Here is a 19737-nt window from a genome sequence, read left to right on the forward strand (position 1 = left end):
TCGGATCAGTTCAGCACCGATATCGGCCGTGCGCTGATCGTGGCCTGTTTCGGGCGCAGGAATTCCGGGAGCCAGGGGAGTAGCGGGTCGAGGGCTCGGTCGAGGACGCCGCCCGCCGGGTCGTCGACGAAGTCACGGCGGACCACGTCGTTCTGGGGGCGCAGGATTTCGTAGACGATCAGCGCGCACAGGCCGAGCACAGCCAGGTCGCGCAGGACGACGGTGCCGGTGAACCACTGTTCGGGCAGGCCCTTGTTGTCCTCGCCGAGGTAGTAGTACATGCGTGGCGCCCAGACGAGTGCGTCGATCGTCATCCAGGCCAGCAGAATTCGTCGATGCGGCAGCGCCAGGACGGCCAGCGGCACCAGCCAGAGCGAATACTGCGGGCTCCACACCTTGTTCGTCAGCAGGAAGGCCGCGACGACGAGGAAGCACAGCTGGGTCAGGCGCGGCCGCCGCGGCGCGGTGAGCGCCAGGTAGGCGATGCCCGCGCAGGCGGCGACGAAGGCCAGCAGCGAGACCGTGTTCAGGATGGTCGGCGGTTCACCGTGCCCGATCGGCCCGTCGAAGCCGGTCCAGCCGGTGAACGAGGTGATCACGTTGTAGATCGAATCGGGGTCGGCGTGCCGAGTGGTGTTGAGCCGGAAGAACTCTCGCCAACCCTGCGGGTACAGCGCCGCGATCGGCAGATTCACGGCCGCCCACGTGCCCACCGCGGCGAATACCGTGAGGGTGGCCGCGCCCAGTGGCCGCAACGCGAAAAGGTGCGTCCTCGCCGGTGTTTCACGCAACCAGGTACGGGCGGAATCGAGACTGTCGACCTCGCGCAACCGCAGCCCGGCCCGCGCGGCGGGCTGACGCTGCATCGGATCCACGCGCAGACACAGCACCACGATCGGCCCGAGTAGCAACAAGGGATACAGCTTCGCCGCCCCGCCCAGCCCGAGCAGGATGCCCGCGAGCACCGGCTTACGGCGCGCCCACGCCAACAGCCCGGTGGCCGCGAAAGCGGTGGCGAGCGCATCGAAATTCGTGAACATGTGCACGATCACCAGCGGCGACACCGCGACCAGCGCGGCATCCCATACCCGTCGCCCGGCTAATCGCGACGAGGCCCACACCGTGATCAGCCACCCGACCGAAAGGCCGAGTGCGACAACGTTGAAATACACCACCACCGACATCGCACCGGGCAGCGGCAGGTGATCCCAGACATTGCCGATCTGCATCGCCGCGTACTGGTACAGGCCCGAAAGCACCGGATACTCCATGTATCTGGTCTCGGTGCCACCGTCGGGCGTCGATTCGGTCCAGGACTTCTTGTACGGGAACGCGCCCTCGTTGAGCCGCTCGGCGCCGTAGAGCGGCACGGTGTCGGAGTAGCACATGGCCACGTACTGGCGGCCGTTGTTCCAGTCCAGCATCAGACCGCCGTCGCCGTCGCTGGTCTGCTGGATGCAGCCGGCCTTCGCCGACCAGCCCAGCGCCAGGAAGATCACCGTGAAGGCGAACATCACCCGCAGCGGCGTCCAGAACCGCACCCGCCCGATCAGCGCGTGGTCGCCGACCGGGCCGCCGACCACGGTGGACAGCTGCGCGGTCAGCGAGTCGTTGCGGCTCGGCCGGTCACGGGCATCGATCGAGCGGAGATCGGGCGCCAGCCGGGCGGGCGCCACATACCCCGCCTCGCGGCCCGGCCGGGTACCACTCGACGCCGGCTGGTCCGCGAGTTGCTGATCGGTCACGACATCCGAGGCTACCGGTGGTTACCGGGATCGGGTCGGCGTGGTTCCCGCGCCGCTGCTCTCGTTGTCGTTGCCGTTGGCTCCGTTGGTCGGTCTGGTCGACCCGCCGTTGCCGTTCCCCGGTGTCGCGGGCGAGCCCTCCGGCCCCGCCGTCGGCTGGCCGGGCAGCGGGCCCGCACCGGTCTCGGGCGTGGCCTGCGACTGCGGCACCGCGGGCTGCTGCTGCACCCCGGGCACCGGAATCCGGATGCCGGGCAGGATCTCGACCTGCGAGGGCACGATCACCGGCGGCACGATCGCGGGCACGGTGGTCGATGGCGCGGTGTAGGGCGCCGACCACTCCGGCACACCGGCCTGGCCCTTGATCGGGGCGGGCTTGGGGAACGACTCGTTCGGCGTGCCCGACAGCGCGCCGTCCATCGTCGCCTTCCAGATGTCGGAAGGCAGACCGGAACCGTAGATGCTGCCGCCGCCGTAGTTCTTCAGCGGGTCACCCTGCTCGGTACCGACCCACACCGCGGTCGACAGCGACGGGGTGTAGCCGACCATCCAGGCGTCCCGGTTGTTGCCGGTGTCGCCGAGCTGGTGGGTACCGGTCTTGGCGGCGGACTCGCGGCCACCGGCCAGGTTGTGGTTGCGCGAGTAGGCCGCGATCGGCTTCATCGCCGCGGTGACGTTGTCGGCCACGGCCGCGCTCACCCGCTGCTCACCGGCGGGCTCGCCACGATCGAGCAGCACCTCACCCTTGGCGGTGACGACCTTCTGCACGAAGTGCGGTGCGTGGTAGACGCCCGAGGCCGCCAAGGTGGCGTAGGCCGAGGCCATGTCGAGCGGGCGCGACTGGTACTGGCCGAGCACGATGCCGTTGTTGGGGCCGACGCCACCGGGCTCGGTCAGCGTTTCGCCGACGCCGGGCAGTTCCTTGGCGATACCGAGCTTGTGGCCCATGTCGGCGATCTTCTGCGGACCGTTCTGCATGTCCAGCTGCATGCGGTAGAAGCTGGTGTTCAGCGAACGCTTGAGCGCCTCAGCGATGGTGCACATGCCGCAGCCCTCACCCTCGACGTTGCCGATCTGGATGCCGTTGACGGTGATCGGCGAGCTGTCGTAGAGCTGCGAGAGCGGAACGCCCTGTTCGAGATTCGCGGCCAGACCGATCGCCTTGAACGAGGAGCCTGTCGGCAGACCGGCATTGGCGAAGTCGTAGCCCTGGCCGTCGCTGCCGCCGTAGTAGGCGCGCACCGCACCGGTGCGCGGGTCGACGGAGACCACCGCGGTGCGCAGGTTCTCCGGCTCACCCTCCAGCTTGCCCTGCGCGGCCTTGATCGCGGCGTCCTGCGCCTTCTGATCGATCGTGGTGGTGATCTGCAGACCCTCGGTGTTCAGCTGCTGCTCGCTGATGCCCGCGGTCGAGAGCTCCTGGAGCACCTGGTTCTTCACCAGACCGGACGGGCCCTCGTCGTTGTTCTTGTCGCCGAGCGAAGCCAGCGTCACCACCTGGGGGTACTGCATCCCCTGACGTTCCGTCGCGGGCAGGTTGTTCTCCGCGACCATGCCGTCGAGCACGTAGCTCCAGCGGGTCTTGGCGCCCTCGGGGTTCTTCTCCGGATCCAGCATCGAGGGCAGCTGGATGGTCGCGGCCAGGACAGCGCCCTCGGCCACGGTCAGCTCCTGCACCGGCTTGCCGAAGTAGGCCTTGGCCGCGGCGTCGATGCCGTACGCGCCACGACCGAAGTAGATGGTGTTCAGGTAGGCGGCGAGGATGTCTTCCTTGCTCCACTGCCGCGCCATCTTGGCCGAGATCACCAGCTCGTGCATCTTGCGCGTCATCGACCGCTCGTCACCGACCAGCGCGTTCTTCACGTATTGCTGGGTGATCGTGGAACCACCACCGGCGCTTTCCTTGCCGAGGATGTTGTCGCGGGCGGCGCGGGCGAAGCCCGAGACCGAGAAGCCGGGGTTGGTGTAGAAGTCGCGGTCCTCGGCGGCGATCACAGCGTTGCGCACGTGCGGCGGGATCTGATCGATCGAGACCTCGGTGCGGTTGCCCTGCGGCGGAACCACCTTGCTGATCTCGGTGGTGCCGTCGCTGGCGAAGATCGTCGCCACCTGGTTGGTCTCGAGGTCGCCCGGCTTGGGCACCGACACCGCCGTGTAGGCGACCAGGAACACCGCGCTCGGCACGACGATGGCCAGGGCCATCAGGACATAGAGTGTCCGGCGCACGATCCGCCACGGCGATTTCTTCACCGCACCATCACTACCCGAGCCGTCGTCGCCCCCGCCACCGTCGCGGCGGTTGCGCGGACCGGTCGGCGGCGGGGTGCCGCCCACGCCTGCGGCGCGACGTTCACCGGTGGTGGGGCCACCCGGCACGGTGGCGCGACGTTCACCGGAAGTGGGCCCACCGGGGCGCCGGCCCGCGCCGGCCCGTGCGGCCGCGGCGGCACCGCCCGCGCGAGCCGTCCTGGCTACGTCGTCGTTCGCGCCGCGCACGGTCCGCCCAGGCTGGTTCGCCCGCACGGTCGACTCGTCGGGGCTGCCGGGACGCGGCAACTTCTGTGTGGCGCCCGCCGCGGGCGGCACGGCACGACCCGGCTGCGGGGGCCTGCCCTGCGGCGGCCTGCCCTGACCGGGCACACCCTGCGGAGGCGGTCCACCCTGCGGACCACCGGGACGCTGGGGCGGCTGACCCGGCCTGCGCGGCGGCATCCCACCGGGCGGCGGCCCCTGCTGACGATTCGGCGGCGGTCCCTGCGGACCGCGTCCACCAGGCACCGGACCACCCTGCGGGCGCCCGCCCTGCGCGGGAGCGCCTGGCGCACCCTGCGGGCGCGGACCGGCGGGCGGCACGGGCCGGCGCGGCGGGGGACCACCGGGCCGATCACCCGACTGCGGGGGGAGACCTGATTGCGCACCCCGAGCCGGACGGCCGCCGCGCGGATCATCGCCGTGGGGGGAGGACTCGTAGGGCGAACTCACTGACCAGATCTCCATAACTTGTAAGGTTCGGGCACACGACATCCGCGCCGGAGTACCGGCGCGGAGAGGGTGCACCCCGAACAGTGGCGCATCACGCGGTGGCCACCATCACTTGTTCGGGCCGCCCGTCACTGCGCAGCCGCGTCGCTCCACACGCCATCATTCGGCAGCAGAGCGCCGGGCTCGCGAACTCGTCCGTCGCCGGGCGGGGGCGGGCGCCGTGCCGAGCACGTACGACTGCACCAGGTGGTTCCAGCTGCACGAGCGACATACCTCGACGACATGCACCGAGAATTCTTCGTTCGACTCGGCCATCCGAATCAGTTCCTCGGGCGTCCGCGCCGACCCGGCCGCTTGGCCGAGCCCATCGCCGAACACCCACGAAACCAACGTCAGCTGCTCTTTCCGGCAGATCGGGCAGGTCGCCTCACTACCCCGGCCGTGAAACTTCGCGGCCCGGAGCAGATACGGATTCGCGTCGCACACCTCGGCGACGCCGACCCGCCCCGCGTAGACATCGGCCAGCAGGGACCGGCGCCGGAGCGCATAGTCCACCACCTGCCGCTGAATTCGCACGATCACCAGAGTAGCGGGGTTCGGATACGCGTGCCCACGGCATCGTTTGATCCGATCTCCCGGACTAAACTCCCGATACCGGGGTTCATCCGGGTGTTTTCGCAGGTGAGGTGACCCACGGCCATGGCTGAATCCGGGCAGCGACGGGCAGCCGTCGATTCGGTGCTGCGCGCACGTGACATCGATCGCGCACAGGCGTCGACCGTGCTTGACGCGGCCTACGCCGAGGGACAACTCGGCGCGCAGGAGTACCACGATCGCGTGTTGTCAGCGAACGGCGCGCGCACGGTCGGTGAGCTCGCTCGCTTGGTCGCGGACCTGCAATCACCTGCGGTTTTCGGCGAGGATTCCGCTGTCGAACGTCCCCGTCGGCGCGCCCCCGATCGGTATCCCGCCCGCACGAGGGCGAGATCGGCAGACCGCGCGTCGACGGTCGCCGCACTCGACACAGCCCATGCCGACGGCCAACTCGACGCCGACGAACACGCCGCAATGGTCGAATTGGCCGCAGAAGCACGAACACTGGGCGATTTGTCCACCTTGGTGGCCGACCTGCAACAGCGACCGGCCGCGCCGAACAAGCCGCGCGTCCGCCGCGACCGCACTCGGTTGGTGGTCATCGCACTGGCAACGGTCACCGCCGTCGCCGGATTCGTGTGGACGGTCCGCGACGACAAGCCCGAGCCCGCGGCGGCCGTGGCCGCGACAGTCGACTACGACGCGGCATCACCGCTGGTGATTCCGACGCCGATGCTCAACACTCTCGCCGGATTCGTGCAGTTCCGTGACGACTACCGCGTCAGCTTCGGCGACACCCTTGTCGACGAGGCGGTCATGCACGACGAACACGCCTCCGCCGTGCGGCGCGCACCCGGCAACGGGAACTCCACCGTCGACTACACCTATCGCGGCGGCTTCGCCCGAACGAGTTCGCAGGTCAGCAGCCGCAAGCGCGACGCCGTCACCATCGATTTGGCACAGGTGAACGCCGAGGCGCTCGGTGTGGCACTCGCGAAGGCCGCGGCCACCGTGCGGGTACCGAACGGCGCGGTCACTCATTTCCGGATAGCGAATGACAGCTGGGCGGGAGGGCCGGGGATCACCATCTTCGTCCGGAACGAGGTCGCCCAATCAGGCCATTTCGTCCTCACGCTGTCGGGCGACGTGCTGAAGACCTACCCGTACGAAGGATGACCCAGCGATGAAGCCTCCGTCTCCGGCGCGCAACCTGCGCGCCCGCGACACCGACCGCGCCGACGTGTGCTCGGTGCTCGATGCCGCCCTCGCCGACGGCCAGCTCACTGCTGCCGAGCACGAAACCCGCACCGCGACCGCCATGCACGCCGAGAACTTCGGCGCTCTCGACCGGCTGGTCGACGATCTACAGGTCCCGGCTGACCTCGCCGCGACTCCGGTGGCACGTGGCGTTCCCCGCGCACCCCGGCGCTGGTGGGTTCCGGTCGGCGCGATCGTGCTCGCCGGACTGCTCGGCGCGGGGGTCGGCCTGCTCGGTCGCACCGTCGGCGACGCCGTCCTCGGCACTCCGCTACCCGACCTCACCACCGGCAACGGGCTCGCCCATTTCGTCGCGGACTATCGCGCCGAATACGGCACCACCCTCGCCGACGAGCTGACCGTGTATCCGGAATACGCCCTGGTCGAACGAGATTCCGGAAAACCTGGCAAGCAAGACGAGTTGCAGTACCGCGGCGACTTCGAAAAGTGGGGTTCACAGGGCTCCCGTCCCCCCGACACTCGCTCGTTCGACCTCGCCGACATCGACCTGGCCCGCTATGCCCGCCTCATGTCCGGCGCCTCCCAGACGACCCGCGTCCCCAATGGCTGGGTCTCGCACGTTCTGGTCAGGTTCCCGCCCGGTGGCGGCAAAGACGCCGAGCTGGAAATCAGCATCTACGTCAAGAACGAGGCCGAGCAGAGCGGATACCTGAAAATCCGGCCCAACGGCGAACCGCTCGCGGTGTACCCCGCCGAGCGCTGATCGCTCCATCTCCATGACCTGCGTCGATGACGCATGCGTCACATTCGACTGTGCGTAGATGTATCGCTCCGATATAGTTGGAACTCGCATCCACGGTTAGGTCTGTTCGGCCTTTCAGGTCGTCATAGTCAGGGAGTGAGGTCGGCAGTGCTCGAATTGGCGATTCTCGGCCTGCTCCTCGACGCGCCCATGCACGGTTACGAGCTGCGCAAGCGGTTGACGGGCCTGCTCGGAGCGTTCCGGGCCTTCTCCTACGGTTCGCTCTACCCGACGCTGCGCAGAATGCAGGCCGACGGGTTGATCGCCGAGGAGCTTCCGGACGGCGCGCTCGCGCGCCGTGCGCGCCGCGTCTACCGGCTCACGCCGGTCGGCCGGGAACGGTTCTCCGAACTCCTTGCCGACACCGGTCCGCAGAACTACACCGATGACGGCTTCGGCGTTCACCTTGCCTTCTTCAGCCGCACTCCCGCCGAGGCGAGAATGCGGATTCTGGAGGGCAGACGTCGTCAGGTCGAGGAGCGCCGAGAGGGTCTGCGGGAAGCGATCAAGAAGGCCAGCGGGTCACTGGATCGCTACACCAAGCAGCTCCACCAGCTCGGATTGGAATCAAGCGAGCGCGAAGTGCGCTGGCTCAACGAGTTGATTGCGGCGGAGCAATCGACGAAGGCGGCACCACAGAAAGAGGGAAAGAGCGGCCATGAGTGATGTCAACAAGGTTGGATCCGGCGAAGTTCGCGTCGCGATCGTCGGTGTGGGCAACTGCGCATCGTCGCTGGTGCAGGGCGTGCAGTACTACAAGGATGCCGACGAGAACCAGGTCGTTCCCGGCCTCATGCACGTCAAGTTCGGCACCTACCACGTCCGTGACGTGAAGTTCGTGGCCGCGTTCGATGTCGACGCCAAGAAGGTCGGCTTCGACCTGGCCGAGGCCATCTTCGCCAGCGAGAACAACACCATCAAGATCTCCGATGTGCCGCCGACCGACGTGACGGTCCTGCGTGGCCCGACCCTCGACGGCATCGGCAAGTACTACGCCGAGACCATCGAGCAGTCCGAGGCTCCGGCCGTGGACGTCGTCAAGGCACTGAAGGACGCCAAGGTCGACGTGCTGGTCTCCTACCTCCCGGTGGGTTCGGAAGAGGCCGACAAGTTCTACGCGCAGTGTGCGATCGACGCGAATGTCGCGTTCGTCAACGCGCTGCCGGTCTTCATCGCCTCCGACCCGGTCTGGGCGCAGAAGTTCGTCGACGCCGGTGTCCCGATCGTCGGTGACGACATCAAGTCGCAGGTCGGCGCGACCATCACCCACCGCGTGATGGCCAAGCTGTTCGAAGACCGCGGCGTGGTGCTCGATCGCACCTACCAGCTCAATGTCGGCGGCAACATGGACTTCAAGAACATGCTCGAGCGTGAGCGTCTGGAGTCGAAGAAGGTCTCCAAGACCCAGGCCGTCACCTCGAACCTCACCGGGGCGCTCGCGGGCAAGGTCCACGACCGCAACGTCCACATCGGTCCCTCGGACTACGTGGAGTGGCTCGACGACCGCAAGTGGGCCTACGTCCGCCTCGAGGGTCGTGCGTTCGGCGATGCCCCGCTGAACCTGGAGTACAAGCTCGAGGTGTGGGACTCGCCGAACTCGGCGGGCATCATCATCGACGCTGTCCGCGCGGCGAAGATCGCCAAGGACCGCGGCATCGGCGGACCCGTCATCCCGGCTTCGGCCTACCTGATGAAGTCCCCGCCGGTGCAGATCGCCGACGATGTGGCGCGCACTCAGCTCGAGGCGTTCATCATCGGTGCCGATTAGTCACTGAACGAAAAGAGCCGGTGCGCACGAACTTTCGTGCACACCGGCTCTTGTCGTCTTCAGTCCAGGGAGACGTACACCTCGACCGAGGTCGGACCGGTGTAGCGCTCCAGCTCGGCCGTGTGCGAGCGGGTGATGGTGCCGGCGTTCTCGGCCTTGATCACCTGCGCCCACGCGGTGCGCAGCAGATCGTAGGGCTTGTCCGAGACCACGAACTTGGCGTAGCGACCCGCGGGGATGCGGGTGAGCACGTCGCCTTCGTCGATGTCGTCCAAGCCGGCGACCTCGTAGCCGAGCACGGCCACCGCATGATCGTTCTGACCGATGTAGGCGGCCGCGCGGGGCACCGTCTTCTCCCGCGACAGGTACCGATCCCAGGTGAAGTTCACCAGGTCGAGATCACGCGCGGTCACCTCACGCCCGGCCAACGGCACGGTGAGACCCGCGATCAAACCGTCGTCGAGGGTGACGATTTCGAAATCCACGGCCATCAGCTGTCCTTCTCCTCGGTCAGCGAAACGAAGATCTCGACCGTGCGTTCGTCGGGATACTGCTCGCAATCGCCGGTGTAGGCACGCACGAATTCACCCGCGGCCTCCGCGTCCCATACCTGGCGCCAGAGCCCGACGATGGTGTCGCCGAGGTTGTCGCCGCTGGCCACGAATCGCGCGTAGCGGCCCGCCGGAATCCGGCCGAGCACGTCGCCTACCTCCAGGTCGGCGAGAGTCTTGCACTCGTAGCCGACGATGTGGGTGAGGTAGGAGTTGATCTCCGGCGCGAAATCGACATAGCCCGTCGCGACCGGCCCCGGTAACGTCCTCGCCCGCAGGTTCGCCCACGCCTCGACCACTTTGGCGCGGCGCGGCCCCTCCACGGCGAGCGCCGGACTGCGAAGCACCGTGCCCGCGATCAGCGTCTCGGGACGGTCAACGACATTGAAATCCACCTGCGTAGCCCCTATGTCTAGTGTCGTCGCATGTCGGTACCGACCGCACATCCTCCCGTATCGGTCCGACAGGTTCCGCGCCGGGATCATTCGACCCCTGGTCGGGCGGTTCGCGCTCTGGGCAACGATGTTGCCATGTCCTCAGGGTAGTCGGGTCCGGCTGCGCCAACTCGTGATCTATCGCGGCCCTTCACCACCGAGCCCGGGGAACAGTTCACCGGGGGCGGCAGGCGTCGGTGCGGGCGGGATGATGATCAGCGGCGGCGGCGCGGGGCGCGGTGAGTTCGTCGGCGGACCGAAGATGTCGAAGCCGCCGCCCGGTGTCGGCGCCGGTCCGGTGCCCGGCGAGGGCACCAGCGGCGGGTTCGGCACCGGCTGCACTTCGAACTGTTCGACCGGCGTTCCGGCCAGCGCGGCGTCCATCGACTGCTTCCAGATGTCGGCGGGCAGCCCTGAACCCCAGATGGCCCCACCGCGACCGTTGCGCAGCGGTTGTGGGTTCTCGGTGCCCACCCAGACCGCGGTGGACAGTGAGGGCGTGTACCCCACCATCCACGCGTCCTTGTTGTCCTTGGTCTCGCCGAGCTGGGTGGTTCCGGTCTTGCTCGCCGACTGCCTGCCGTCGGCGAGGCCGTGGCCGTTGGAGTAGTTGGCGATCGGCAGCATCGCGGCGGTGGTGGCATCGGCGATCGCCGCGGTGATCCGCTGTTCGGGCTCTGAATGTCTCTTGCCTGTCGCGGTTTCCCAGCTGCGGTCGAGCAGCACCCGCCCGTCCCCGGTGCTCACCTTCTGCACGAAGTACGGCTGGTGATAGACCCCCGAGGCAGCCAGCGTCGCGTACGCCGACGCCATGTCGATGGGTCGCACCAGGTACTGGCCGAGCACGATCCCGTTGAGCGGGTAACCGTCCGGCTCCGACAGGCTCACGCCCTCGACGCCGGGAATGTACTCGGGAATGCCCGCCAGGTGCGCGGCCTCGGCGATCGAGCGCGGGCCGTCGGCCATCGTCATGGTGAGCCGATAGAAGCTGGTGTTCAGCGAGCGTTTGAGCGCCTCGGCGAGCGAGCAGCGTCCGCACGAGTCACCCTCGACGTTGGTGATCTCGGTACCGCGGTCGGTGATGGGCGAGCTGTCCATCGCCCGTGTCACCGGGATGCCTTGCCGCTGGGCGGCGACGAGCGCGAAAACCTTGAACGCGGAACCGGTTTGGAGCGGCGCCTGCGCGAAATCGAACCCGGTCCCGTCCTCGCCGCCGTAATAGGCCCGCACCGCCCCGCTGCGCGGATCGATCGACACCACGGCCGAGCGCAGCTCCGCTGGTTGCCACGACAGCCGCTCACGCACCGAATCGACCGCGCCTGCCTGCGCCGCGGCGTCGATGGTGGTGGTGATCTGCAGTGCGCCCGTGTTGATGTCGGCGTCGTCGAGGCCGGCGGCCCGCAGTTCGCGCAGCACCTGGGTGCGGATATGGCCTTCCGGTCCGAGCGCAGCCGACTCCGTCGGCACGTCGTCGAGCGGGATGATCGGCGGGAACACCGTCGCGTCCCGGTCGCCGGGCGCGAGCACTTTCATCTCGACCATCCCGTCGAGCACGTACTGCCAGCGCGCCCGCAGCTGATCGAGATGGTTCTCCGGGTCCAGCACCGAGGGCGAGCGGATCACCGCCGCCAAGACGGCCCCTTCCGCGAGAGTCAGCTCCGGCACCGGCTTGTCGAAGTAGGCCTTCGCCGCGGACGCGATCCCGTACGCCCCGCGCCCGAAGTAGATGGTGTTGAGGTAGGCGGACAGGATCTCGTCCTTGCTCCACTGCCGCGCCATCTTGGCCGCGATGATCAACTCCCGCATCTTGCGGGTGACGGTGCGCTCGGAGCTGAGGAACGCGTTCTTCACGTACTGCTGGGTGATCGTCGAGCCGCCGCCCGCGTTGTCCTGACCCGTCACATTGTCGCGAGCGGCGCGCAGGAAGCCGCTCGTCGAGTAACCGGCGTTCGTGTAGAAGGTGCGGTCTTCGGCCGCCAGCACGGCGTCCCGCACCGGGAACGGCACATCGGTGAGCGGGATGGGAATCCGATTACCCTGTGGCGGAATGAATTTGGTCAGCACGGTGGTGCCGTCGGCGGCGAGGACGGTCGCGGGCTGTTCGACCGCGACCTCGGCCGGTTCGGGGATCTCCGAACTCCAGTACACCGCGACGAACAGCAGCGCGGGCACACACACGAAGATCACGAAGAGCGCGAGCAGCAACCGCCGGATGCGCTGACCCCTGGTGCGTGGCTTGCGTTCCGGGGGTGGGTCGCCGGACCCGTCGGTGGCGGCCAGCCGTGCGGCCTGTGCCCGTCGCGCCGCGCCCTTGGCCGGCTTCTGCTCTTTCGCCAGCGGATCGCGGAACCCGGCAATCGAGGTATACGGAACGTCCCCATCGGAACGCCCGCGCCCGCGCTGGGAGGCCACACCATCTCCTTTCGGAGCGAGCAGAAGAACTCACCTGCACCGACGTCGACATCGGTGCAGGCGACTCTACCCGGCGATGGCGGCAGAACCCGGCAGGTCAGCTCTTGACGCCGCCCGCGGTGAGACCGGAGATGATGCGACGCTGGAAAATCAGCACCATGATCACCAGCGGCACGGTGACGATCACGCCCGCCGCCATGATGGCCGCATACGGCTGTACCAGCGGGTCGTTGCCCGAGAAGCTCGCGATGGCGACCGTCACCGGCTTGGTGTCGTCGCCCGAGAGCAACCGGGCCAGCAGGTACTCGTTGATCGAGGCGATGAACGCCAGAATCGCGGTGGTGAACACCGCGGGCGCGGCCAGCGGCAGCATGATCAACCGGAAGGCCTGGAACTTGCTCGCGCCGTCGATGCGCGCGGCCTCCTCGAGCTCCCACGGCAGTTCGGCGAAGAACGAGGCCAGGATGTAGACCGTCATCGGCAGCACGAAGGAGATGTTCGGGATGATCATCGCCTGGTACTGGCCGATCCAGCCGATATCGGTGAACAGCTGGAACAGCGGCGTCACCAGCACGACGGCCGGGAACATCGACGCCGACAGGATCAGTCCCGAGACCAGGTACTTGCCCGCGAAGGTCATCCGGGCCAGCGCGTAGGCCGCGAGCACACCGAGGATCAGCGCCACGGCGGTGGTCGCCGATCCGATGATCACACTGTTGAGCAGTGCCTTGCCGAAGTTGTTGCCGCGGCTGGTGTCGAAGGCGTTGCGGAAGTTCTCCAGCGTCACGTGAGTGGGCCACGGGGTGCTGTCGAAGGTGTGGGCCGGGTCGCGGAACGCCACCACGGCCATCCAGTAGAACGGGCCGAGGCCCCACACCAGCACGATGGCGACACCGAGATAGAGCCGCACCGTGCCGAGCCGCTTGCGCCACGACACCGGCTGCACCGGCAGCGTCTTCGCCTCCGCGACAGGTTCTTTCGTCATCGACATGCTCATCAGTTCGCCTTCCGCTGGTCTTCCTGAGTGCGAACAGCGTTGGCGCCCAGCACCTTCACCAGGATGAACGCGATCGCGAAGACGAGCAGGAAGGTGATCACCGACAGTGCCGCGGCGCTGTTGGGGCCTTGGCGTACCTGCTCGACCACCAGGATCGACAGCGTGTTCGTCGACGGGTTGCCCAGCGTCATGATCGCGGGCAGGTCGTAGATGCGCAGCGTGTCCATGGTGCGGAACAGGACCGCGACCAGCAGTGCGGGCTTGAGCAGCGGCAGTGTGATGTGGACGAACCGCTGCCAGGCAGTCGCGCCGTCGACTTTGGCCGCCTCGTACACGTCGGCCGGAATCACTTGCAGCCCAGCCAGAATCAGCAAGGCCATGAACGGCGTCGTCTTCCACACATCGGCCGCGACCACCGCGAACCGCGACGCCCACATGTCCGAGGTCCACAGGATGTGCGTGCCGAGCACCCGGTTCACCACGCCGTCGTACTGGAACATGAACTCCCACAGTCGCGCTGTGACCGCGGTGGGAATCGCCCACGGAATCAGCACGGCGGCGCGCAACAGCGCCCGGCCGCGGAAGGTCTTGCCCATCACCATGGCCATGCCGAGCCCGAGCAGGGCCTCGATCGACACCATCACCACGGTGAAGAACAGGGTGATCCCGACCGCCGACCAGAACTGCGAGCCGAGCGTGCCGGTGGGGCACGACACCGTGCCGTTCAGCGACCCACACTGCTGCAGCAGCCAATGCGTGTAGTTGCTGAATCCGGCGCTGCCGCCCTCGACGAACATCCCGGTGGCCGGGTCGATGCCGGAGTCCTTCGAGAAGGACATCCAGATCGCCTCGACCACCGGATATCCGATGACCACGGCCAGCGCGACAAGCACGGGCGCGACGAACAGCCACGCCTTGCCGGATTGTCGCAGTTGCAGCGCTAGCCCGCGCTGCTTGGCTCCCGAAGGATCCGACACCGTTACTACTCTCCTACGGTCTGGTCGGGTCCGCTGCGCGTACCGCTACGAACCGGCGGTCTCGATGCCCTTTTGCATGCCGGCGACCGCGTCGTCGACGGACTTCGTGCCGTTGAGGGCAGCATAGGCGTTGTCCTGGATGGCCTTCGACACCGCGGGATAGAACGGGGTCACCGGACGCGGCACGGCGCTGGCGATGGATTCCTTCAGCGTGGGCAGGTACGGCATCTTCGCGATCAGGGCCGGGTCGTCGTAGAGCGAGGAGCGCACCGAGGGCAGCGAGCCCGAGGCGATGATCTGCTGCGCCTCTTCGCTGATCAGGTAGCGAACGAAGTCGGCGGCGGTGGCCTTGTTCTTGGAGAACGCGCTGATCGCGGCGTTGTAGCCGCCCAGGGTGGAGGCGCCGACGCCGGTGTTGCCCGGCAGCGGGGCGACACCGAACTTGTCCTTCACCGCGGAGCCCTCGGCGGATGCCTGGGCGAACAGGTAGGGCCAGTTGCGCAGGAACAGCAGCTTGCCCGACTCGAACGCGCTGGCGCTCTCGCCTTCCTTGAAGGTGATGGCTTCCTTGGGGATGTCACCGTTCTTGTAGGCGTCGACGAGGACCTTCAGGCCCGCCTTCGACTCCGGGCTGTTCACGGTGGGGGTCTTGCCGTCGGCACCGACGAAGCTGCCGCCGAAGGCGTTGATGACCTCGGAGGTGTTCACGGTCAGGCCCTCGTAGGGGGCGAGCTGACCGGCGTAGCAGCCGATGTTGTTGTCGCGGGCCACCTGGCACTGGCCGAGCATCTCGGTCCAGGTCTTGGGCGGGTTGGGCACCAGGTCCTTGCGGTAGTACAGCAGGCCGCCGTTGGTGTTCTTCGGCGCCGCGTACAGCTTGCCGTTGTAGGTGGCGCTGGCCACGGTCGGCGCGAGCAGGGGCGCGGTATCGATCGCGAAGCTGTCCTCGAGCGGCTGGATCCAGCCCTTGGCCGCGAACTCGGCGGTGTTCGGCACGTCGAGGGCGACCACGTCGTAGCCGTCCTGCTTGGCGCGGAAGTGCTCGGCTAGGTCGTCGTGCTGCTGGGTGCCGTCGGCCGACTGCTCCTTGAACGTCACCTGCTCGTTCGGGTGCGCGGCGTTCCAGCGGTCGATGAGCTGCTTGACCACACCGGTTTCGGTGGTGTCCTTGCCCTCGACGTAGGTGATCGGGCCGCGGCCCGTCAGGTTCTGGTCGAGTGCGTTGCCCCCGTCGTCACTGGAACAACCGCTGGCGAACGTCGCGGTGAGCAACGCGATCGAGGCAGCAGCCATCGTCGCTCTGGGGACAAACTTCAAGGCCATCGCAGACACTCCAGGGTCAAGACGTGAGCAGCAGCACACCGTGCGGTGCAACAGGCAACATACAGGATTCTCGGCGGCGCGGGCGCCGCGTGTTCTCGGCCTGGGAGGCCTCGATCTTCCCTTCCTGCGGGCATTCCTTCGTCGCACCCTTCGGTCGGTCCGGATCGAGGCGGCCGAGAACGGGCACAGACTTACACAGTTTTTCTGTCAGTGTGGTGGCTTAGGGTCATTGCTTGTGACAAGTCCCTCGCCGGCCGCTACGCCCGATCGGATGCTCACCCGCATCGGCGGTTTGCTGCGCAAGGCCGAGTCCACCGACAACGCGCACGAGGCCGAGGCCTTCCTCGCCGCGGCTCAGCGACTGGCGACGAAATCCTCGATCGATCTCGCGGTGGCGCGCTCGCATGTGGCGTCGCGTGAGCGCAGGTCGGCGCCGGTGCAGCGGATCATCCCGATCGGCGAACCGGGCCGAAAAGGTCTGCGTACCTACGTCCAGCTGTTCGTGGCGATCGCTTCGGCCAACGACATTCGCTGCGATGTCGCCCGTACTTCCGCCCAGGTCTACGCCTACGGCTTCGCCGCCGACATCGACACCTGCGAAGCGCTGTACGCGAGTCTGCTCGTCCAGATGGTCCGCGCGTCGGACCACTACATCAAATCCGGCGCCTACCGCGAGGCGACCGTGGTCAAGATCGTCACCGAGAAGCGCCTCGGCCGTACCGTCCGTCGCAAGGTGCAGGCGCCGGTGGCGGGAGTCACCGCGCGGCTGAATTTCCAGATGGCCTTCGCCGCCCGCATCGGTGCGCGGTTGGCCGAGGTGAAAGCCGAAGTCGTCGCCGAGGAATCGGTGGTCGAATCGACGGGTACCGCCCTGGCTTTGCGGGACAAAGAAGTAGCCCTCACAGACTTCTACACGGCTACCTCCGAGGCGCGCGGAACCTGGCGTGGGCCGCAGACCTCCACCGGGCACTCCGCCGCGGCCCGTCGCGCGGGCGACCGAGCGGGCCGTACCGCCCGCCTCGGCTCCTCACCGGAACTCCCTGCCGCACGGGGAAAGCTGTCGGGCCGATGAGACTGACCGGGCTATCGGCGCTCGACCGGGCCGTCGGCAGCCCGCTCCCGGTGCGCGGCGGCGGGCAGTGCTGTGTCGCCGGGTAGTTCGCCACGGCCGCAGCGCGACAGCCAGCGTGCCAAGGTCTACGACGGTGAGCAGTTGGTGCGTGGGGTATTCGATCGTGCCGATGAGTTCGGCCATCGGACGGTCGACGTCTACGGCTCGCAACTGACGTTGCCGGTGGAGCGACGCTTCGCCTCGGTGGAGTCGGTACAGAGCTACGCGGACAAGGTGCTGGCGCTGAATTGGGTTCGCGCGCAATGGGAGCGAGCCACAGTATCGATCAGGGTCCGGGCCAGGGGTGGTGCCGCGGCCGCTCACTACGAGCCGGAGAGCGCGGTCCTCGCCGTCCCGCTGCACACCGGCTCCACCGCTTGGGCGCTTCGCGAACTGGTGGTCCTGCACGAACTCGCCCATCACTTGGCGCCCGATTCGGCGCAGGCACCACACGGACCCGAATTCTGTAGCCGCTATGTCGAATTGGTGGACGGTGTGATCGGTCCGGAAGCCGCATTGCTGATCCGGACGACCTTCGCCGGGTGCGGTGTCCGGTTCGGCTAGAGATTTCTCGCTCAGCGGTCCTCGAGCAAGGCGCTGACTCGCTCGTAGCGTCGCAACCACCAGTCGACACGGTCGGGATCGGGGTGTCGGTATTTGTCCAGCAATGCGGGGTCGGGCTCCGGTGGCGAGGCCGGGACCGGCAACCATCCGTCGACCGGCAGCAACGACTCTGTGACGAGATCGCCTTCGAACAGTGCGAGAGTGCCCAACCCGCAGGCGAATTCGAGCTCGGGCAGCGCGCCCGCCAATGCCAGCTGCGCCGACAAGCCGACGCTGGTCTCGAGCGCCGACGAGACGACGGTCGGCAGCCCGGCCGCCTCGGCAACCGCCAATGCTCGCCGGACCCCGCCCAGCGGCGTGCACTTGAGTACCGCCACGTCAGCGGCACCGGCCACCGCCACCCGCATCGGGTCCTCGGCCCGGCGAATCGACTCGTCCGCCGCGATCGGCACCGAAACCCGCCGACGCACCTCGGCCAGTTCCGCCACGGTCCGGCACGGCTGTTCTACGTATTCCAAACCCCCGGCGGCTTTGTCGATCTCTCCGATATGCCGGACGGCGGTTTCCACGTCCCACACCGCGTTCGCATCGATCCGAACGGCCCCTGATTCCCCGATCGCTTCGCGTACCGCCGCCACCCGAGCCACGTCCTCGGCCAGCGAGTCGGGGTGGTCCGCCACTTTCACTTTCGCGGTCGCACAACCGGATTCCCGAACGATCCGGCGGGCTCGCACGGGATCCACCGCGGGCACAGTGCAATTCACCGGAATTCGATCACGCACCGGGGCCGGCCACCCCGTTGTCACCTGTTCGACAGCGGTAGCCAACCACCCGGCCGCTTCGCGATCGTCGTATTCGGGAAACGCGCAGAACTCGCCCCACCCCAGCTCGCCCCGGATCAGCATCCCCTCGCGCACAGTGATCCCCCGAAACCGTGTCCGCAACGGAATCGCATAAACAAACAGTTCGGTGCTCACCCGACCGATCGTAGATCTCGCTACGCGGGTCGAGACGAACGGCGGCGCGCACGGTGAGCGCCGCCGTCCGATGTCACAGGCGTTCGATGATGGTGGCGTTGGCCAGGCCACCCGCTTCGCACATGGTCTGCAACCCATAGCGCGCTCCACGCTGCTGCATCGCGTGTACCAGCGTGGTCATCAACCGCGCCCCGGAAGCGCCCAGCGGATGCCCGAGCGCGATCGCCCCACCGTTGACGTTGACCCGGCTCATATCCACCCCGGTCTCTTTCGCCCACGCGAGCACGACCGGCGAGAATGCCTCGTTGATCTCGAATAGGTCGATGTCGCCGATGTCCAGACCGGCCCGGCGCAGCACCTTCTCGGTGGCCGGAATGACCGCGGTGAGCATCAGCAACGGGTCGTCGCCCGCGACCGAGAAGCTGTGCAGGCGGGCCAGCGGCCGCAGGCCGAGCTGCTCGGCGCGTTCGCCGGACATGATCAGAACCGCGGAACTCCCGTCGCTGACCTGGCTGGCGGAGGCGGCGGTGATCTCCCAGCCGATCTGCGGGAACCGCGCCGCCATCGCGGGGTCGTAGTAGGCGGGCTTCAGTTTCGCGAGGGTGTCGATGGTGCTGCCGACCCGGATTCCCTCATCCGTGGTCAGCCCGTTGATCGGTGCGAGTTCGGCGGTGAAGAGTCCGTCTTTGGTTGCCCGAGCGGCCTTTTCATGACTGCCGAGGGCGAATTCGTCGAGCTGGGTTCGCGTCAGACCCCATTTCGCGGCGATCAGTTCGGCGCTGATTCCCTGCGGGACGAGGTCCTCGGGATAACGCTGCGAGAAGGCGATGCCCGACAGGTCGGTGGCGCCGATCAGGTTGGCGCCCATGGGGACTCGCCCCATCGATTCCACTCCGGCCGCGACCACGATGTCGTACGCCCCCGCGATGACTCCCTGTGCGGCGAAGTGAATCGCCTGCTGACTGCTGCCGCACTGCCGGTCCACTGTCGTGGCAGGCACGGATTCCGGATATCCGGCGGCCAGCGCGGCTCGCCGGGTCATATTCGATCCTTGTTCCCCGACCTGGGTGACGATGCCGCCGATCACATCGTCGATGAGCGCGGGATCGATCCCGCTGCGCTCGACCACCGCCCGCAGGCTGTGTGCCAGCAGATCGACCGGATGAACGTCGTGAAGTGCGCCGTTCGGCTTGCCCCGCCCGATCGGGGTGCGTACCGCTTCGACGATGACCGCGTCTCGCATGAAGTCCTCTTTCGCCAACGCTGGCTCTATCTGACAATA

At 67.6% G+C, this 19737-nt stretch carries 17 protein-coding genes; 6 read left to right on the forward strand and 11 right to left on the reverse strand.

Annotated elements, in window-relative coordinates; translation table 11 throughout:
• Nucleotides 1-5: 5 nt before the first annotated feature.
• The 3 genes from ACFTS5_RS24220 to ACFTS5_RS24230 all read right to left on the reverse strand — a co-directional run bounded on the left by ACFTS5_RS24220 (nt 6) and on the right by ACFTS5_RS24230 (nt 5303).
• Entirely contained in the window at nt 6-1745 is a 1740-nt protein-coding gene (locus ACFTS5_RS24220; RefSeq protein WP_378634886.1) for a glycosyltransferase family 87 protein, read from the reverse strand.
• A gap of 21 nt (nt 1746-1766) precedes the next feature.
• Entirely contained in the window at nt 1767-3947 is a 2181-nt protein-coding gene (locus ACFTS5_RS24225) for a transglycosylase domain-containing protein (protein WP_378635263.1), read from the reverse strand.
• 939 nt (nt 3948-4886) lie between these two features.
• Nucleotides 4887-5303: a DUF5318 domain-containing protein gene (locus tag ACFTS5_RS24230; protein ID WP_170112103.1), complete on the reverse strand. Its 417-nt coding sequence runs from the start codon at nt 5301-5303 to the stop codon at nt 4887-4889.
• A 123-nt stretch (nt 5304-5426) separates the two neighbouring features.
• Between ACFTS5_RS24230 and ACFTS5_RS24235 the strand changes: the two genes are divergently transcribed.
• The 4 genes from ACFTS5_RS24235 to ACFTS5_RS24250 all read left to right on the forward strand — a co-directional run bounded on the left by ACFTS5_RS24235 (nt 5427) and on the right by ACFTS5_RS24250 (nt 9109).
• Nucleotides 5427-6497, forward strand: coding sequence for a DUF1707 domain-containing protein (locus ACFTS5_RS24235; RefSeq protein WP_378634890.1), 1071 nt, complete (start codon nt 5427-5429; stop codon nt 6495-6497).
• 7 nt (nt 6498-6504) lie between these two features.
• Nucleotides 6505-7302, forward strand: coding sequence for a DUF1707 domain-containing protein (locus ACFTS5_RS24240; RefSeq protein ID WP_378634892.1), 798 nt, complete (start codon nt 6505-6507; stop codon nt 7300-7302).
• Nucleotides 7303-7449: 147 nt separating this feature from the next.
• Nucleotides 7450-8007, forward strand: coding sequence for a PadR family transcriptional regulator (locus ACFTS5_RS24245; protein ID WP_056823890.1), 558 nt, complete (start codon nt 7450-7452; stop codon nt 8005-8007).
• Entirely contained in the window at nt 8000-9109 is a 1110-nt protein-coding gene (locus ACFTS5_RS24250) for an inositol-3-phosphate synthase (RefSeq protein WP_358066934.1), read from the forward strand. The genes ACFTS5_RS24245 and ACFTS5_RS24250 overlap by 8 nt, the downstream gene beginning before the upstream one ends.
• Nucleotides 9110-9168: 59 nt before the next feature.
• Here ACFTS5_RS24250 and ACFTS5_RS24255 read toward each other — a convergent pair whose 3' ends face one another.
• From ACFTS5_RS24255 to ACFTS5_RS24280, 6 genes are all read right to left on the reverse strand, one after another.
• Nucleotides 9169-9600 (reverse strand): GyrI-like domain-containing protein, encoded by a 432-nt coding sequence (locus tag ACFTS5_RS24255; protein ID WP_378634896.1) that lies wholly within the window; start codon nt 9598-9600, stop codon nt 9169-9171.
• Nucleotides 9600-10055: a GyrI-like domain-containing protein gene (locus tag ACFTS5_RS24260; RefSeq protein WP_358066940.1), complete on the reverse strand. Its 456-nt coding sequence runs from the start codon at nt 10053-10055 to the stop codon at nt 9600-9602. Before ACFTS5_RS24260 ends, ACFTS5_RS24255 begins: the two co-directional genes overlap by 1 nt.
• Before the next feature lie 177 nt (nt 10056-10232).
• A complete protein-coding gene (locus tag ACFTS5_RS24265; RefSeq protein WP_378634900.1) occupies nt 10233-12506 on the reverse strand; it encodes a transglycosylase domain-containing protein in 2274 nt (757 codons plus the stop codon).
• Nucleotides 12507-12603: 97 nt separating this feature from the next.
• Nucleotides 12604-13491 (reverse strand): carbohydrate ABC transporter permease, encoded by an 888-nt coding sequence (locus tag ACFTS5_RS24270; protein WP_378634901.1) that lies wholly within the window; start codon nt 13489-13491, stop codon nt 12604-12606.
• 11 nt (nt 13492-13502) lie between these two features.
• A complete protein-coding gene (locus tag ACFTS5_RS24275) occupies nt 13503-14480 on the reverse strand; it encodes a carbohydrate ABC transporter permease (RefSeq protein ID WP_378634904.1) in 978 nt (325 codons plus the stop codon).
• Between the two features lie 45 nt (nt 14481-14525).
• On the reverse strand, nt 14526-15803 hold the full coding sequence (locus ACFTS5_RS24280) for an ABC transporter substrate-binding protein (RefSeq protein ID WP_056823877.1): 1278 nt from the start codon (nt 15801-15803) through the stop codon (nt 14526-14528).
• A gap of 271 nt (nt 15804-16074) precedes the next feature.
• On the opposite strand from ACFTS5_RS24280, the gene ACFTS5_RS24285 reads away from it, so the two are divergent.
• Together ACFTS5_RS24285 and ACFTS5_RS24290 are read left to right on the forward strand one after the other, a co-directional pair.
• Nucleotides 16075-16875, forward strand: a complete 801-nt coding sequence (locus tag ACFTS5_RS24285; protein WP_378635266.1) for a DUF2786 domain-containing protein — start codon at nt 16075-16077, stop codon at nt 16873-16875.
• Nucleotides 16876-16947: 72 nt separating this feature from the next.
• Entirely contained in the window at nt 16948-17478 is a 531-nt protein-coding gene (locus ACFTS5_RS24290; protein ID WP_378634906.1) for a TIGR04338 family metallohydrolase, read from the forward strand.
• A gap of 11 nt (nt 17479-17489) precedes the next feature.
• Here the strand turns inward: ACFTS5_RS24290 and ACFTS5_RS24295 are convergent, their stop codons facing one another.
• Both ACFTS5_RS24295 and ACFTS5_RS24300 read right to left on the reverse strand, forming a co-directional pair.
• Nucleotides 17490-18455, reverse strand: coding sequence for an o-succinylbenzoate synthase (locus ACFTS5_RS24295; protein WP_378634908.1), 966 nt, complete (start codon nt 18453-18455; stop codon nt 17490-17492).
• 73 nt (nt 18456-18528) lie between these two features.
• Nucleotides 18529-19698, reverse strand: a complete 1170-nt coding sequence (locus ACFTS5_RS24300) for a thiolase family protein (RefSeq protein WP_378634910.1) — start codon at nt 19696-19698, stop codon at nt 18529-18531.
• Nucleotides 19699-19737: the final 39 nt, after the last annotated feature.

Source organism: Nocardia sp. NPDC056952, from assembly GCF_042674185.1.
Classification (GTDB): Bacteria; Actinomycetota; Actinomycetes; order Mycobacteriales; family Mycobacteriaceae; genus Nocardia.

Bases quoted from the DNA above. Each gene is read 5' to 3' on its own strand.
- ACFTS5_RS24240 (WP_378634892.1), top strand. From the start codon at position 6,505: ATGAAGCCTCCGTCTCCGGCGCGCAACCTGCGCGCCCGCGACACCGAC.
- ACFTS5_RS24225 (WP_378635263.1), bottom strand. From the start codon at position 3,947: ATGGCCCTGGCCATCGTCGTGCCGAGCGCGGTGTTCCTGGTCGCCTAC.
- ACFTS5_RS24285 (WP_378635266.1), top strand. From the start codon at position 16,075: ATGCTCACCCGCATCGGCGGTTTGCTGCGCAAGGCCGAGTCCACCGAC.
- ACFTS5_RS24255 (WP_378634896.1), bottom strand. From the start codon at position 9,600: ATGGCCGTGGATTTCGAAATCGTCACCCTCGACGACGGTTTGATCGCG.
- ACFTS5_RS24280 (WP_056823877.1), bottom strand. From the start codon at position 15,803: ATGGCCTTGAAGTTTGTCCCCAGAGCGACGATGGCTGCTGCCTCGATC.
- ACFTS5_RS24235 (WP_378634890.1), top strand. From the start codon at position 5,427: ATGGCTGAATCCGGGCAGCGACGGGCAGCCGTCGATTCGGTGCTGCGC.
- ACFTS5_RS24250 (WP_358066934.1), top strand. From the start codon at position 8,000: ATGAGTGATGTCAACAAGGTTGGATCCGGCGAAGTTCGCGTCGCGATC.
- ACFTS5_RS24270 (WP_378634901.1), bottom strand. From the start codon at position 13,491: ATGACGAAAGAACCTGTCGCGGAGGCGAAGACGCTGCCGGTGCAGCCG.
- ACFTS5_RS24300 (WP_378634910.1), bottom strand. From the start codon at position 19,698: ATGCGAGACGCGGTCATCGTCGAAGCGGTACGCACCCCGATCGGGCGG.